A 13765-nucleotide genomic window follows, 5' to 3' on the forward strand; every position below is an offset into this window, starting at 1 on the left:
TCCCGGCATCAGCATTCCGCATCGGCGGCCGACTCGGACGCAGGCGCCGCGGGGCGGCGGGAGGTGTTACGGCGAGACGGGCGGCAACGTCAGGTCCGTGCAGCCGTGTTGCTCGGCCCTGCGTTCGGCGAACGCGGTGAGGGCGTCCCTGGCGAATTCGTCCACCGGGCCGTCGACGTACACGTACTGCGTGGGATCGACCCGGAACAGGGCCCGGGGACCGTCGCCGGGGCACTTCGCGGTCGCCCAGTAGGAGCCCTTGGCGCCACCCGCACCACGCAGGTGCGTCCGGACGTCGGGGTCGTCCGAGCGCAGACGCTGCGCGAACGGTCCGAACGCCGCCTCGAAGTCGAACAGATGCACGGCCTCGGCCTTCGTCTCGCCCAGTACACAACGCTCCAGAGGCGCCGTCCCGCTCTCCGGGGCGTCCTGGATCCAGTGGACGTAGTCCTGGTCGCGCAGCGGGATTCCCGCGCATGTCCCTTTCGCGGCGAAGGGGGACGTGCGCTCCGCCGGAGCGGGCAGCCGCGGGATGCTGCCGCCGGCCTTCGCTTCGCAGTCCCAGTCCTCGGCCGCGTTGACCGCGGTCGCGGCCACGAACTCGGCGATCCCGCGCGCCCGCTCGGAGTCGCTCGCGTCGTACATGTCGTCCAGGTCGTCCACGTCACGGTCATTCGCCGTCACGAAGACCGCGCCGGCCTTGTTGCCGCAGTTCAGAACGACCGCCGTGTTGGCGAGATCGGTGTAGCCGCGCCATCCGCCGCCGAGCGGGATCGGTGGTGAGTCACCCGACACCTCGTCCAGCCGCTGGAAGGCATCGGACTTCTCCCAGTACTTGGCCGTCGGGTCGGGGACCCGGGCGATGGTGAGGTCGAGACCCGCGACCGTGCACGAGTCGAAGTCCCCGTCGGGGCCGCCCCTGCGGTGGTCCAGCGTCAGCCGCGTCCCGTCCTTCCCGGTGTACCAGGCGGACTCCTCGTACGGGATCAGCCCTTCGCAGAAGGATTTCAGGCTCTCCTCGTACCGCCAGCCCTTGCCTGTGTCGCTCACGCGGTACCACCCGTAGCCGGCGGCGACCACCAGTACCAGCGACAGCGCCAGGTAGGGGGCCCAGCGGCGTATCGCCTTCACTGACCGACCTTCATCTCTGTGTTTCTCTCTGCTCGAAGCGGTGGACGCGCACGGGTGCCCGCTCCGGGGGCGGCACGGCGGCCGGTCCGGGCTGATCTCCGCCCGGTGGCGGCGCACCGCGGCATACACCCCCGATGTCGCGACCACACGCCTTCCGGTTCCCGGCGGATGATACGTGTGGGCCCCCGACCTCCCCGAAGTCGCCCCGGGGGACGCCCGATTCGTCGGCGGACGCCGGGCCCGGAGGTCGTGACGGGCGGCCGTTCAGGACGGGCAGGCGTCCGCGTCCGCGCCGCGGTACGTGCGGTACACGGGCGCCGGGTCGCGCCCGCCGGTCCGTCGCGGATGCTCGACGACGGGCACGGGTTTGCAGGCGGCCCACTGGTCGTTCGCGTCCGGACCCTCGAAGCCGTACGTCCCGGCGGCGCCCACCAGACAGGAGTTGCAGGTGCTGCCGGAGATGCTGGGAATGACCAGCGTGTGGAAGACGTCGTCCTTCGACGGCAGGTAGGCGGCCCCCGGCGTCCGGGTGTCGTCCTCGTTGATCTCGGTGAACGTACGGTCCACGGCGTCGGCGAGCAGGGTGAAGGCGTCGTGGTACATGACGGCGTAACCGTCGTCGAGCGGTTTGACGCCCAACTCGTGTGCGTCGTCCAGCGCGCGGAAGCCGTCGAGGAACCGGCCCAGCGCCTTCTTCGGCTCGGACCCCTCGGCCCACCACCGCGGGTCGACGGCGGACGCGTCGACGATCGTGGCCCGCGCCTCCTCCAGCCACCGGGTGGACTCGTCCGTGGTGAGGGTGGGCTCCAGCCCTATGCCGACCTTCAGGATGCGCAGCTCCGAGGTGCGCCCGCAGGTGCCTTCCTGCGCGAGGCGCGCGACGAAGGCGGGCAGGTCCTGGTCGCGGCCGGCGAAGAAGACCGTGTCGGACTTCTCGTTGCAGATCTTCTGTACGGCGTCGGTGAACCGCTGCGGGATGCCCCGGGCGGTTCCGGACGAGCCGATGAAGTTGGAGCTGTGGTTCGACAGGTCGTACGTGTCGTTGAAGTGCCGCTCGAAGACGGCGCGCAGATTCTTCGAGTACACGTCCTCGTCGCGGTTGTCCCACACCAGGAACCCCTTGCGGTCCGCCGGGTTCCTGTCCAGATAGAGCTTCAGCGCGCGGGTGAACTGGTCGTTGTTCGGGGAGGTCTTGAAGAAGTACGTGGAGTTCATGTCGGCCGAGGTGATGACCGGGCCGACGGTGGGGATCTTGAGCTTGCTCAGCGCCCGGATCGTGTCCCGTGTCTCCGCAGTGCTGCTCGGGATGCCGGTCACCCCCACCAGCGGTGAGGCGGTTTCCTCCGACAGTTCGGCCAGCCGCTCGACGACGGGCTCCCAGGCGTCGAGGTTCCGGCCGTCGGGGGCCAGCAGTAACTGGTAGCGCGGTCCGCCGAAACTGTTCGCCTGACGCTGCGCCGTCAGTGCCCCGGCGAGTCCCCGGCGGATCATGTCCGTCGTCATCGCGCTGTGCTCGTCCGCCGTGAAGGGCATCATCAACGCGATCCGTACGTACGGGATCCTGGGCCCGCTCGACGGGTCCTCCCAGCCCTTGCGTACACGGGCGTTCTCGTCCGCGACGGCCCGGATGAGGCTCGCGACCTCCGGGTCGGCCTCGAAGACACCCTCGGTGACACCCACGCAGTCACCGCCGATCTCCTCCAGCTCGTCACCGCACGGACCGGGACCCCGTAAGAGAGAGACCACGAGCGCGATCACGGCTGCGGTCAGCGCCACGAGACCGAGTACGGCCAGCCACTCGACCGGGCCCCACTCGCGGGGATGACGACGGAACAGACGGACCAACATGCTTCCTCCTCACTCGCCGGGGATGGGCAACGGGCGTTTCCTGCGGGCCGCGACGGGCCAGCTGCGGGCCGCCTGGCCCAGCACGGCGTGCCAGGACCGGTGCCGCGGCGAGAGGAACGCCAGCTCCTCGCCGACCGCCTTGCACATGTCCGGGTCCGGCTCGGCGTGCGGCTCCGACACATGCCACAGGGCGTGCAGCAGCCGGTTGACGCAGCGCTCGATCTCGTCCAGCTCCGCGTACCGGCCGTCGTGCGCCCCGAGCGCGACCTGTGTCCGTTCGTCGAACCAGTCCCCGGCCGGCGGAGTCGGTGGTGTCGGCGCCGTCGCCGCGTACCGCAGGCACAACACCCAGTGCGCCGCGGCCTGTTCGTCCTGCTCCGACTGGAACTCCTCGGCCAGCGCCGCGACGACCGTCTCGGCGTTCCCGGCGGCGAGCGTGTGCCGCAGCGCGTCCGCCTCCCCGCTCTCGCCCCGCTGGGCGTGGTGTATCCGCAGGAAGCGGTGGATCTCCTGCCAGCCCCGGCCGTCCTCCACCCCGCGCGACGTACGCCGCGCCTCGTGCACCAGCAGGGTCTGCAACAGCATGTCCGCGACCAGCGGCTCGTCCGGGCTGGTGAGCCGCTGCCACTGCTGGTCCTCCAGATAGTCGGTCGCCGAGTTCGCGGGCAGCTGGTCGGGTCCCTGGAAGCGCAGATGGGCCGCCAGGGCCTCCGCCGCCGTGCTGTCACGGGCGAGGGAGAGCAGCGTCAGCCGGTCGCGCTGGCGCCGGTCCGGCAGCAGCCGCTCCAGAAGCACCTCGGTGACCGCGCGCCCCTCCTTCGTGGTCAGTTCGAGCAGCCCTCGCGGCTCCACGCCGGCACCCCGCCCGGTCGCGTCCAGGACCGCCGCGCACAGCACGGTGGTCGCCGCGGGATGCCCGCCCGTCAGCGAGTGCACGGCGGATGCCAGATACGGGTGGAGCGGCCGGGCCGGCCGGTCCGGCACCAGCAGCGGCAGGATGTCGTCCCGGCTCAGCGGGGCGAGCGGCACGGCGAGCAGACCGGCGGACGGCGCGCGGCCCCGGCGCTCCCAGCCGGAGGACCGCACCACGTCGACGAGTTCCCGCCGGATCGCGTCGTCGTCGTCCTCCGGCAGCTCACCGAGCCGGGTGGCCACGACGACGAGCTCCTCGTGGTCGGGGCGTTCGGGCAGCGCCCGGTTCTTCAGGAGCAGATCGAGGAAGGTCCGGCCCGCCGTGTGGTGGGCGTCGTCGAGCAGCACCAGCGGCCACGGCTCCCGGTTCCACCGCTGGAGCCGTCCGTAGGAGGCGGCGATGTCGTGCAGGAAGGCGGCCATCAGACTCTGCTCGGCGAAGTCCCGGTAGTCACCGCCCTGGTGGAACCACTCGCCGAGCAGCGGCAGCGGATCCTGGCCGTCCGTGCCCGGCGGGAAGCGGCGCCCGTACCAGTCGCGGGCGGGACCCGGACCGTACCGCTCGGTGTACTCCGCCATCACCGCGTCCGTGACCGCCTCGCCGTCCCGGTCCCGGTCCCGGTCCCCGTCCCGCTCCGCGCCGTCGCCCGCCGCGTCCTTCAGCCGGCCCTCGACCGCGGTGGCCCAGGTGTGCCGCAGCGCGTCCTCGTCCCCGTCGGCGAGCCGGCAGGCCCGCAGCAGCCGGGCGTGCAGCAGACACGTCGCGTCCCGCTGCTCCGAGTTGTCGCGTTCCCAGCCGGAGACCGCGAACAGGCCGGGAGTCAGGACCGGGAAACGACGCCGCAGACCGGGCGCGAGAGCGCACACCAGCTCCGCCAGAACCCCGACGAGGGTCGACGCGGTGGCGGCGGCGCCGTCGTCCGGGGCGTACGGCAGGGTGCCCGACTCGGTCGGCACGACCTTGACATGGGCCAGCGGGAGCCGGTCCCGGTAGTGCGACGCGAGGTCGGCCAGGACGGCGCTGCGCCCCATGCCGTGGTGGCCCGTGACCAGGACCACGGGCAGATCGCCGTGGTGTTCCCGGGGCGTACGGGACCTCTCGTCGTATGTCAGACCGGTGAGGCGGGGGACCAGCGAGCGCAGCAGCGGATCCCGGCCGTGGAGGGGGGACATACCCGAGGAGCGCATGTGATCGCGTCACGCACCCTTCGTCCGTCGCCGTTTCCCGAGACACAACCGTCGATTTCCCTACCAATGAAGCCCGGAATCAACGAACTTACCGGTCGGGTAAGCGCTCTCGCCAGGCCGACACCACACTCTGTCACCCGGTTGTGACAGGTGGGACCGGCCGGCGCACGCGTCCGGGGACGGCTTCAGGGATGCGGATGGATGTCGAGTTCGACGTTCTCGGGAAGCGCGTCCGCCCCGCGGATCTCACCCGCGTAGGAGAGCCGGACCAGCCGGAGCCGGCGCAGCCCGGCCAGGGATCCGAGGTCAAGCTCCGAGACCTGCGACAGATGGATTTCCTCAAGTCCCGGAAGTCGCCTGGCGATTCGCCGCAGCGGCACCGCCGCGCCCGGTCGGGCCCGCACCGTCAGATGCGTGACCTGAGGGATCTCCGTACGCGGCGCGAACAGCAGCATGCTGAGCTGCTGCGGCGACAGGGTCAGCCGCCGCATATCAGGCAACTCGCCGAGCAGGGAGCCCCATTCGTCGGGCGTCACGCGATCGCTCGCGTCCTGGAGCCGCAGCTCCTCCAGCCCTCGGCAGCGCACGATCCCCGCGAGCTGCGCGGCGGCCGGCGGCAGGGACAGCAGACGCAGCTCGGCGGCGCGCGGCAGGTCGGTCAGACCGCGCCACGGCACTTCCGGCCCCACCAGCAGCCCTTCGAGCGCCGGGCAGTCCGACAGCTTCAGCAGCGGCTCGAACTGGGGGAGATCCCGCAGCTCCAGCCGCCGCAGTCGCGGCAGCCGGGTCAGGGGTGTCGGATCCTTCACGTTCCGGCACCCCTGGAGCGCCAGCGTCTCCAGCTCCGGATAGACGGACAGCACGTCCAGGTCGTCCAGTTGGAGCGTGTTGTGCAGCCGCAGCTCACGAAGCCGCCGCGGATTGAGCGCCGTGCGGATCTCCTCGGGACCGAAGTCACCGTGCAGGCCTACGCGTCGATAGCCGGACATGGTGCGCAGGGCGTCCAGCTCGGCGTGCGAGCGAACCGTCACCGTCTCGTCCGGCGCGGTCTCCAGGAGCGGCCGTACGATCTCCTCCGCGTACACCAGTGTGTCGAACCGGTCCCAGTGGTCGAGGAGTTGGGCCCGCACGGCGGACTGGGTCGTCTCCAGGAACTCACGGAGCCGGGGGATCGCCGCGTCACCGCCGATCTGGCATATCGCGTGGACGGTCGCGAGCTCCTCGTCGCCCTCCAGATCCTTCGCACGCGGCAGCAGGCCGAGCAGCAGCGGGCCGGTCTGGGCCAGCGATCTCGCCTCGCGCAGACTGCGCGGAGGCAGCATCCGCGCCGCGCGGTCCTCGATCGCCTCACGGACCGTCGGCTCCAGACGCGTCGCCTGTTCGAGGGAGGCGAGGGCGAGGAGACGCAACCGCGCCTGCACCGCCGCGTCCTTCTCCCGGTCGCCCCGCTCCCGCAGACGGGTCAGCAGGTCGGCGCGTTCCTGGTGTCTCGCCTGTGCGACGGCCATCTGAACCACGTCCTCCCACTGGTCCAAGTGCGCGTTGTTCACCAGCATGCCCGTGTCGCGCTCCTCCAGCACCGCACGGGCCCCGAGGAAGTCCTGAAAGGTCCGGTGGATGAAGCTCACCGCACCCGCGGCGGGCTCCCGCAGCAGGCCCGAGCGGTCCAGCAGGTGCTGAAGCGCCTCTTCCGGCGTACCGACCTCAGCCAGGCGCGGTACGGAGGGCTGGAGCCGGCGCACCACGTCCACCGCGTCCGCCAGTTCCAGCTGTGTGCGCTCGTTGCGCAGCAGCCAGTACGCCAGCCGCTGGAGCGGTTCCGTCGCGGACTTCTGGTCCAGCTCCGGGCGGTGGCCGGGCCCGTACACCTCGCGCTCCAGGTCGCGCCGCTCCAACAGCATGGACAGCGCCGCCTCGTACAGCGAGGCGCGGCCCTGCGGCAGGAAACCGCGGCGCTCCCGGTGCAGGGCGCACATCAGCGCGCACATCAGCGGGTTGGTCGCCAGCCGGCTCAACTCGGGGCTGCTGCGCAGCGACAGCGTCAGCGATTCACCCAGCTCCCGCGTCGCCCCGGCCGCCGTGTGCCAGCGCCGGATGAACTGCCGCATGTCGGCCGGGCGCATCGCGCTGAGCGTGTACTCCTGGAAGCCCTCGCGCGCCAGCCACTGCCGGTCGAGTGCCGAGGGGCGCGAGGTGAGCAGCCACAGATTGCCCGGGAAGACGGCGATCAGCTTCTTGAGCCAGGCCCTGGCGCGGACCCGTTCGGCCTTGGGGATCTCGTCGGCGCCGTCGATCAGGAGCAGGCCGCGCCCGTGCTGCAACACCCGCGCCGCCCATCCGTCGGGCTCGGTGCCCACCAGCGGACAGCGGATCCAGCGCAGGAAGTCCTCGGGCATGGGCAGTTCGGCGTCCTTGCGCACCAGCGCGCGCAGCGGCAGTACGAACGGCACGCGCCCGTACAACTGCGGCAGGCCGCCGGGCACCCGGTCCTGCTGCGCCGTGGTGAGGGCCAGCCACTGGACGAGCGTCGTCTTGCCGGTGCCCGCGACCCCGCGCAGCAGGACCCGCTCATGACTGGCGAGAAGCGCCTCGGCGGGGCCGCCGGCGCGCTCCGCCTCCGAGTCCCGGTCCCCGCCCGGCTCCCCGCTCGCCATGGGCACCGGGTCCGTGCCACCCCGGTACGGCATGGCCTCCAGGCTCAGGTACGCGGACTCCAACGGCCAGTCCTGGCCGTCCGGTTCGCGCAGGTCGACGCCGTAGATCGTGAGACGGCCGTGGCTTTCGACGACATAGCGCGCGTACGCCTCCTCGAACTCGGTGTCCTGGCGGCTGATGTCGGGCAGCCGATCCAGCAGCCGGTCCAACTTCTCGCTCTGCTCGCGCAGTTCGCGGCTCTGCTCGATCTGGGCGCGGGCCGCGAAGCCCGCCTGCCGGCTGAAGAGGCGTACGAGATGCACGCACGCCGTCTCCAGAAGACGGTCGTGGAAGCGGGCGGCGTCGTCGCTGAGGAGCCGTCGGGTGTCGGGGCCCGCGCTCCTGGACAGCTCGGCGGCCAGCCGTTCGGGTCCCAGCGCGAAGGCGTGCACGTCGTCCATGTCGAGATCGCCGAGCGCGTGCAGGGTACGGGTCAGGGCCTGGCCGACGGCGTCGTGCTCGTCGGCGCCGACCGGCGGGTCGTGGGGTCCGGCCGCGCTCACCGCGCGGCGCACCAACTCGCGGGCGAGCTTGTGCAGATCGTCCTCGGTGAGGGTGCGGTGCTCCTTGGTGAAGGCGACCAGCCGGCGGATCGGGATCGGCCGGTCGCCGAACTCCGCCTCGGGCACCTTGTTGGCCGGTAACAGCAGCCGTTTCAGCACCGGCACGACCACCGCGGACGCGATCCGCAGCCCCACCACGCCGCCGTCCACAGCAGCCCCCTCCCTCACCCGCGTCGCCACGCCCCCGTGCGGGGCCGGTGCGACCGTACGGGGCCCGCGGGCCCCGTACCCCGCCTCAGAGTAGCGGCGAAGGACCCGCCGGGGTCAGGGCTCGCAGAGGTCGCGCGGCGCCCGCGCGCCGTCGCACTCCCCGCGCGTACCGCCCACGGCGATCGCCCGGCCGTACCGGGCCCCGGCTGTGCCGGTGGACGGTGCCCCGGGGGCGGCGTACCGGCCCCGGGGCACCGGGGGAGCCGCGGACGCCGGTCGGTTGCCGTGGGGGGTCCCGGCGTCCGCGACTGGTTCATGGCGGTCCTGTCCGATCAGGCGGTCGGCTTCGCCTGATCGGACAGACACTAGGCAAGAGGCCGGGCCCATGCGCAGGGCCTCAGGGCCCACTCGCGGGCCCAGCGGGCGGAAAGGGCCCCCGTCCGGGCGGCGTTTGGTGCCGGTTCGGGTGTCTTGGGTGTGGGGACGGGTGCGGGGCGACGGGCTCGCCGGGGATCGGCGTACCGCGTCGGCGCGCAGTACCGTGGAGTACACGAGGGCCGCCGGACGTCCCGCCGAGGGAGCGCCGGGCCCGGGAACGTCGTAGGTGGAGAGGTGCTCCGTATGGACTCGGATCGTGCTGAGCGTCTGACGGCGGAGCTGCGCTCGCGCGGCGTCATGGCGCACATGGTGCACGCGGGTGTCTACGAGTTCGGTATCCGGGTCGTCCTCGACGACAGGATCGAGGCGCTCTGGGACATGGACGGGGCGGCGGGGCTCGACGCGGAGATCGTCAACGAGGGGGCCCTGATCGGGTTCGTCCCCCATGTGCCCGGGTCGGAGGACTACAGCGAAGAGCAGCTCGTGAACTGCATCGCCACCACGAACTACGCCCTGGACGCCCTCCAGCGACCCGCCGAGCGTACGGAGGGGCGGACGGCGCCCGTCCGCTCGCCGGACCAGCCGCCGCAGGCGACACCGCCGGCCCCGCGACGCCGGTGGCGTGCCCACTGGATCAGGCGGGGCCCGCGCTGACCGGGACGGAGGCGGACGGGGAGCGGACGCCGCGGATGAGCCGGCATGCGCGCCCTCGCCTACGCCGCCTCGCTCCAGCAGCCCGTCCTCGTCATCCACGTCAGCACGGGCGTCGCCGAAGCCGAACGCTTTTGGGACCAGTGGCTGTTGTGGGGCGACCATCTGCCCCCTCCAGGAGCTCGTCTCCCCCTGTCGCGCCGTCATCGCCCCCCTCGTCAACTACAACGAGGCCCTGCACCGCCGGCGGCCCGACCTCACTCTCACCGTGATCCTCCCGGAGATCGTGGTGAGCCAACGGCGCTGCAGCGCGCTGCATGGCCGCACCGCGCCCCGGCTGCGCCGGGCGCTGCGCCCGCTGCGCAAGGTCGTCGTCACCACGCTCCCGTTCCATGTCTGACGGCGGCCCGGCCCCTTTGGTATGTTCCCGACATGAACAAAAGAGGAGTGGACGGCAGCGCGGGGGACGCGGACTACGGCGCCATCGGTGGTGGGTACAGCGACCACCGGCGGCCCGACGAGCGGATCGCCGCACGGATCAACGAGGCGCTCGGGCTGTCGCGGACGGTCGTCAACGTCGGGGCGGGGGCCGGTTCGTACGAGGCGGCCGACCTGGAGGTGACCGCGGTCGAGCCGTCGGCGTCCATGCGGGCGCAGCGGCCGGCCCATCTTCCCGCCGCCGTCGACGCGGTGGCGGAGGACCTGCCGTTCGGGGACGACACCTTCGACGCGGCGATGGCCACGTTCAGCATCCACCAGTGGAGCGACTTCGAGGCGGGGCTCCGCGAGATGCGCCGAGTGGCACGCGGGCCGGTGGTGGTGCTGACGTGCGACCCCGATCTGGTACGGGAGTTCTGGCTGTACGAGTACGCGCCCGCGGTCCTGGACACCGAGGCCCGGCGCTACCCGTCGATCGAGACCATCGCCCGGACGCTGGACGGCGAGGTGTTGGTCCGGCCGGTGCCGATCCCGGCGGACTGCACGGACGGCTTCAACGAGGCGTACTACGCGCGCCCCGAGCGGCTGCTCGACCCCCGGGCCCGGCAGGCCTGTTCGGCCTGGAGCTTCGTCGACGCCGACGAGCGCGAACGGTACGCCGAAGCACTCCGGCGCGATCTCGACTCGGGCGCCTGGGACCGGCGCCACGGCTCGCTCCGCCGACAGCCCTTCCTGCTGGGGTCGTTGGTACTCATCCGGGCGATCCCGTCGTAGCGGTCGTAGCGGCCGTGGTGCGGGCCCCGGATGCCGTGACGGCGGGCCCGCCGCGCCTCCTTTGGTGCCGGATATTCGGTTGCCCCGCTCCGCACGGCCGGTTTTCATGGCCGAGGACATGGCGGCAGACGACAAAGGCGGTGTGCACCGGATGGGTACGACCCGGTTGGAACCGATCTCGTGATCGAGGTTGGTTCATCTCGGCGCTGATTTCCGATCAGCGACCAGGCGAGGCGAACTCCCTCGACGCGAGACGGACACGAGACCCCGTTGTCCTTTCCCGCGTCACCCGAGGAGTCCACCCAGCATGGCCCGTGACAACACGTCCCGCACCAGGAGATCCGGATCCCGCAACACCTCACGGCGGGCGCGTACGGAAGCGCGCGCAGAGTCGTTCCGGTGTCTTCAGTGCGGGCTCGACGTCCCGATGAGCGCGCCCGGTACCGATCACCGCAACCACTGCCCGAACTGTCTGTGGAGCCGTCGTCTCGACGACACCCCCGGCGACCGGCAGGCGGACTACGGTGCCCGGATGGAACCGCTCGCCATCTCCGTGCGCGGCGACGGCGAGTGGGTCCTCGTCCACCGCTGCACGCACTGCGAAGTGATCCACGCCAACCGCACGGCGGGCGACGACAACGCCCTGCCGCTGATCCGGCTGGCCGTGCGCCCACTGGCCCAACCACCGTTCCCCTTCGAACGGTTGAGTGGCCTGTAAACGGCAGGGCGATCACAGGCGCCGGACGGGCCGATCCCGGCCCGTCCGGCGCGTCCGCGCGGCGTTCTCCCCGTGTGGGCCGAGGAACCGCCCCAGCTCCCGGACGAGTTGGTGGACGGGTACGGTGCCGTCCAGCAGCAGTCGCGCGTACCTGGCCATCGGCTCGACGTGACGCTCGTGCGCGGCCCGGCCGTGGGCGAGGTAGCCCAGAAGCCCGGCGCGGGGGTCCTCGTCCGCGCGCAGCTTGCGCAGGGTCTTCCTCGCCAGCCGGATGTCGGCGGGCACGTCCACGTACACCGTCCACCGGGCCCGGTCGCGAACGTAGGGGAGCGTCAGGGCGAACGTGCCCTCCACGACGACGAGTCGGCCCATGCCGAGCGCCGCACCGATCGCCTCCTCCACGCGTGCGCGGTCCATCGCGGCGGGGTCGCTGAAGTCGACGCTCACGCCCTCCCCGTCGATGACGGGCACGCACGGGGCGCGCGCGGTGTCGTGGTGGAAGCAGACGTCGAGATGTACGACCGCTGTCGCGGGTCGCGCCGCCGCCAGCGCGGCGGCGAGCGTCGACTTCCCGGAGCCGGCGCCGCCCGCGAGGGCCAGCAGGGGCGGGGAGGTGCTCGGCACGTGCCTCTCGATCCGTACGAGAAATGCTGCGCGAGATATTCGGATGATGCGACCGGCGGTTGTCGGCTACTGTCGTTCAAGTCCGGTCGGCAAGAGGCCAATTCGCCTTGGACCGGGATCCGGACCACAAAATCTCACACGCAGCATCTCCCGGTGCGCAGGCCGCGGCTACTTCTTCGAATGAAATCACGCCGCACGCCGTCTTGATCTCGGGGGACATCGGCATCGGAGCGCCCGGTGCGCAGGCGACGGATACTTCTTTCTCTCAAAAAGGGGACCCGGGTTCGAATCCCGGCGGTCCGGCTTCCGGCCGGACTGTGGTGCAGCGGCCCAGCATCCATGTCTCCGTCGCCGACTTCGACCTCGGGCGCCCGATGCTGTTTCCCGTTCACCCACGCCGCCGGCCGGCGGCGCCGGCGACGACCGGATCCGGGCGCCGGCGGCGTATCTCGCCGTACGGGGCGTCGGCGCTGAGCCGACCGGTGGTGAGTGCGCTGTTGCGGCTGTTTCTCGACGAATGGCGGCGGCACGGCCACGTCAGGGAGAGCTGTCCGGCCACCGACGGGGAGAATCTGACGGCTCCGCAGAGGCGCTCGGACGGACTGATGGCACGGGGCGGTCTCTTCGCGCAGCCACTTCCAGGACGAACTCACGCGCGCCGGGGCCGGACCGGCCCGGCCCGAGGTCAAGGGGTACTGATGAGCCGTCGGAAAGGCTTTGCCGAGGGGGAGGGACGGGCGGACGGCCGTGCGCTGCTGGCCGGGGTCACGGTCCCGTTGGTGACGCCCATGGACCGCCCCGGACAGCCGTCCGCCCCGGCCGCCGACGCTCTGCTCGTCGCCCTTGCGGAGACCGGGGTGCACGGTCTCCTGCTCTTCGGCAGCACCGGAGAGGGGCCCCTGCTGCCCACGGCGCGGTTGGCCGATTTCGCGATCGGGGTGACCAGGCGCTGGCGTGAACTGAGTGACGGCGGAACGGTGTTGGTCAATGTCACGGCGCCCGGCACCGCCGAGGCGCTGGCGAGGGCGGAGGCTGTCCTGCCCGCCGCGCCCGACGCCCTGGTGCTCAGCCCGCCCCTCTACTACCACCATCGGCACGACGAGATCGTCGCCCACTACGCGGCGACCGCCGGACTCGACGTCCCCGTCATCGCCTACAACGCCCCCCGCTACAGCAACCCGCTGACACCCGCCCTGCTCGACGAACTGGTCGAACTGGCGCACCTCGTGGGCATCAAGGACAGCTCGGGCGATCTCGCGCTGGTCGCTCACGCCGTCGCGGCGGCCCGGCGCCGCGACGACTTCGGCGTCAGTCAGGGCGACGAAGGCCAGGCCCTCGACGCGCTGCGGCTCGGCGCCGACGGAGTGGTCCCCGGAGTGGCGAATCTGGCGCCGTCGCCGGCCGTCGAGCTGTTCCGGGCCCACCGCGAGGGGCGGTACGACGACGCGCGGCACGCCCAACTCCTCATCGAGGAGGTGCTGGTGCTGCACACGGTGCGACCGGGTGTGCCGGCGGTGAAGGCCGTGCTGGCCGAACGCGGACTGTGTCCGCTGCACGTGGCCGCGCCCTTCACGCCCTGCTCGGACGCGGAGCGCCACGCGCTGTTCGCTCTGCTGGCACCGCTCGACGCGTATCTCGTACACGCCTGATACGTCGGTCGAGCTGAGCGACGCCACCGGCGGCGGTGGTGCGCACC

At 71.9% G+C, this 13765-nt stretch carries 10 protein-coding genes; 5 read left to right on the top strand and 5 right to left on the bottom strand.

Translation table 11 applies throughout. The features are described 5' to 3' along the window. Positions 1 to 66: 66 nt before the first annotated feature. The 4 genes from SSPS47_RS32515 to SSPS47_RS32530 all read right to left on the bottom strand — a co-directional run bounded on the left by SSPS47_RS32515 (position 67) and on the right by SSPS47_RS32530 (position 8486). Positions 67 to 1131: a hypothetical protein gene (locus tag SSPS47_RS32515; protein ID WP_164254020.1), complete on the bottom strand. Its 1065-nt coding sequence runs from the start codon at positions 1129 to 1131 to the stop codon at positions 67 to 69. A gap of 264 nt (positions 1132 to 1395) precedes the next feature. Beyond that, complete coding sequence (locus SSPS47_RS32520; protein WP_164254021.1) at positions 1396 to 2979, bottom strand: ABC transporter substrate-binding protein; 1584 nt, start codon at positions 2977 to 2979, stop codon at positions 1396 to 1398. A gap of 9 nt (positions 2980 to 2988) precedes the next feature. Next, positions 2989 to 5064 carry an ATP-binding protein gene (locus SSPS47_RS32525; RefSeq protein WP_239065156.1) on the bottom strand — a complete coding sequence of 692 codons (2076 nt, stop codon included), beginning with the start codon at positions 5062 to 5064 and terminating at the stop codon, positions 2989 to 2991. 200 nt (positions 5065 to 5264) lie between these two features. After that, positions 5265 to 8486, bottom strand: a complete 3222-nt coding sequence (locus SSPS47_RS32530; RefSeq protein ID WP_164254023.1) for an NACHT domain-containing protein — start codon at positions 8484 to 8486, stop codon at positions 5265 to 5267. A 621-nt stretch (positions 8487 to 9107) separates the two neighbouring features. Here SSPS47_RS32530 and SSPS47_RS32535 point away from each other — a divergent pair. The 4 genes from SSPS47_RS32535 to SSPS47_RS32545 all read left to right on the top strand — a co-directional run bounded on the left by SSPS47_RS32535 (position 9108) and on the right by SSPS47_RS32545 (position 11445). Continuing rightward, on the top strand, positions 9108 to 9518 hold the full coding sequence (locus SSPS47_RS32535) for a hypothetical protein (protein ID WP_164254024.1): 411 nt from the start codon (positions 9108 to 9110) through the stop codon (positions 9516 to 9518). A 265-nt stretch (positions 9519 to 9783) separates the two neighbouring features. After that, the gene (locus tag SSPS47_RS36340) at positions 9784 to 9915 is read left to right on the top strand and encodes a hypothetical protein (protein ID WP_343234915.1); all 132 of its coding nucleotides are present in this window, start codon (positions 9784 to 9786) and stop codon (positions 9913 to 9915) included. 32 nt (positions 9916 to 9947) lie between these two features. Next, positions 9948 to 10727, top strand: coding sequence for a class I SAM-dependent methyltransferase (locus tag SSPS47_RS32540; RefSeq protein WP_164254025.1), 780 nt, complete (start codon positions 9948 to 9950; stop codon positions 10725 to 10727). A 307-nt stretch (positions 10728 to 11034) separates the two neighbouring features. Further along, the gene (locus tag SSPS47_RS32545; RefSeq protein ID WP_164254026.1) at positions 11035 to 11445 is read left to right on the top strand and encodes an RNHCP domain-containing protein; all 411 of its coding nucleotides are present in this window, start codon (positions 11035 to 11037) and stop codon (positions 11443 to 11445) included. A gap of 12 nt (positions 11446 to 11457) precedes the next feature. Here SSPS47_RS32545 and SSPS47_RS32550 read toward each other — a convergent pair whose 3' ends face one another. Next, the gene (locus SSPS47_RS32550; protein WP_164254027.1) at positions 11458 to 12069 is read right to left on the bottom strand and encodes a hypothetical protein; all 612 of its coding nucleotides are present in this window, start codon (positions 12067 to 12069) and stop codon (positions 11458 to 11460) included. 698 nt (positions 12070 to 12767) lie between these two features. Between SSPS47_RS32550 and SSPS47_RS32555 the strand changes: the two genes are divergently transcribed. After that, positions 12768 to 13718 (top strand): dihydrodipicolinate synthase family protein, encoded by a 951-nt coding sequence (locus tag SSPS47_RS32555; protein WP_164254028.1) that lies wholly within the window; start codon positions 12768 to 12770, stop codon positions 13716 to 13718. Positions 13719 to 13765: the final 47 nt, after the last annotated feature.

It is taken from the genome of Streptomyces sp. S4.7, from assembly GCF_010384365.1.
In the GTDB taxonomy this organism is placed as follows: Bacteria; Actinomycetota; Actinomycetes; order Streptomycetales; family Streptomycetaceae; genus Streptomyces.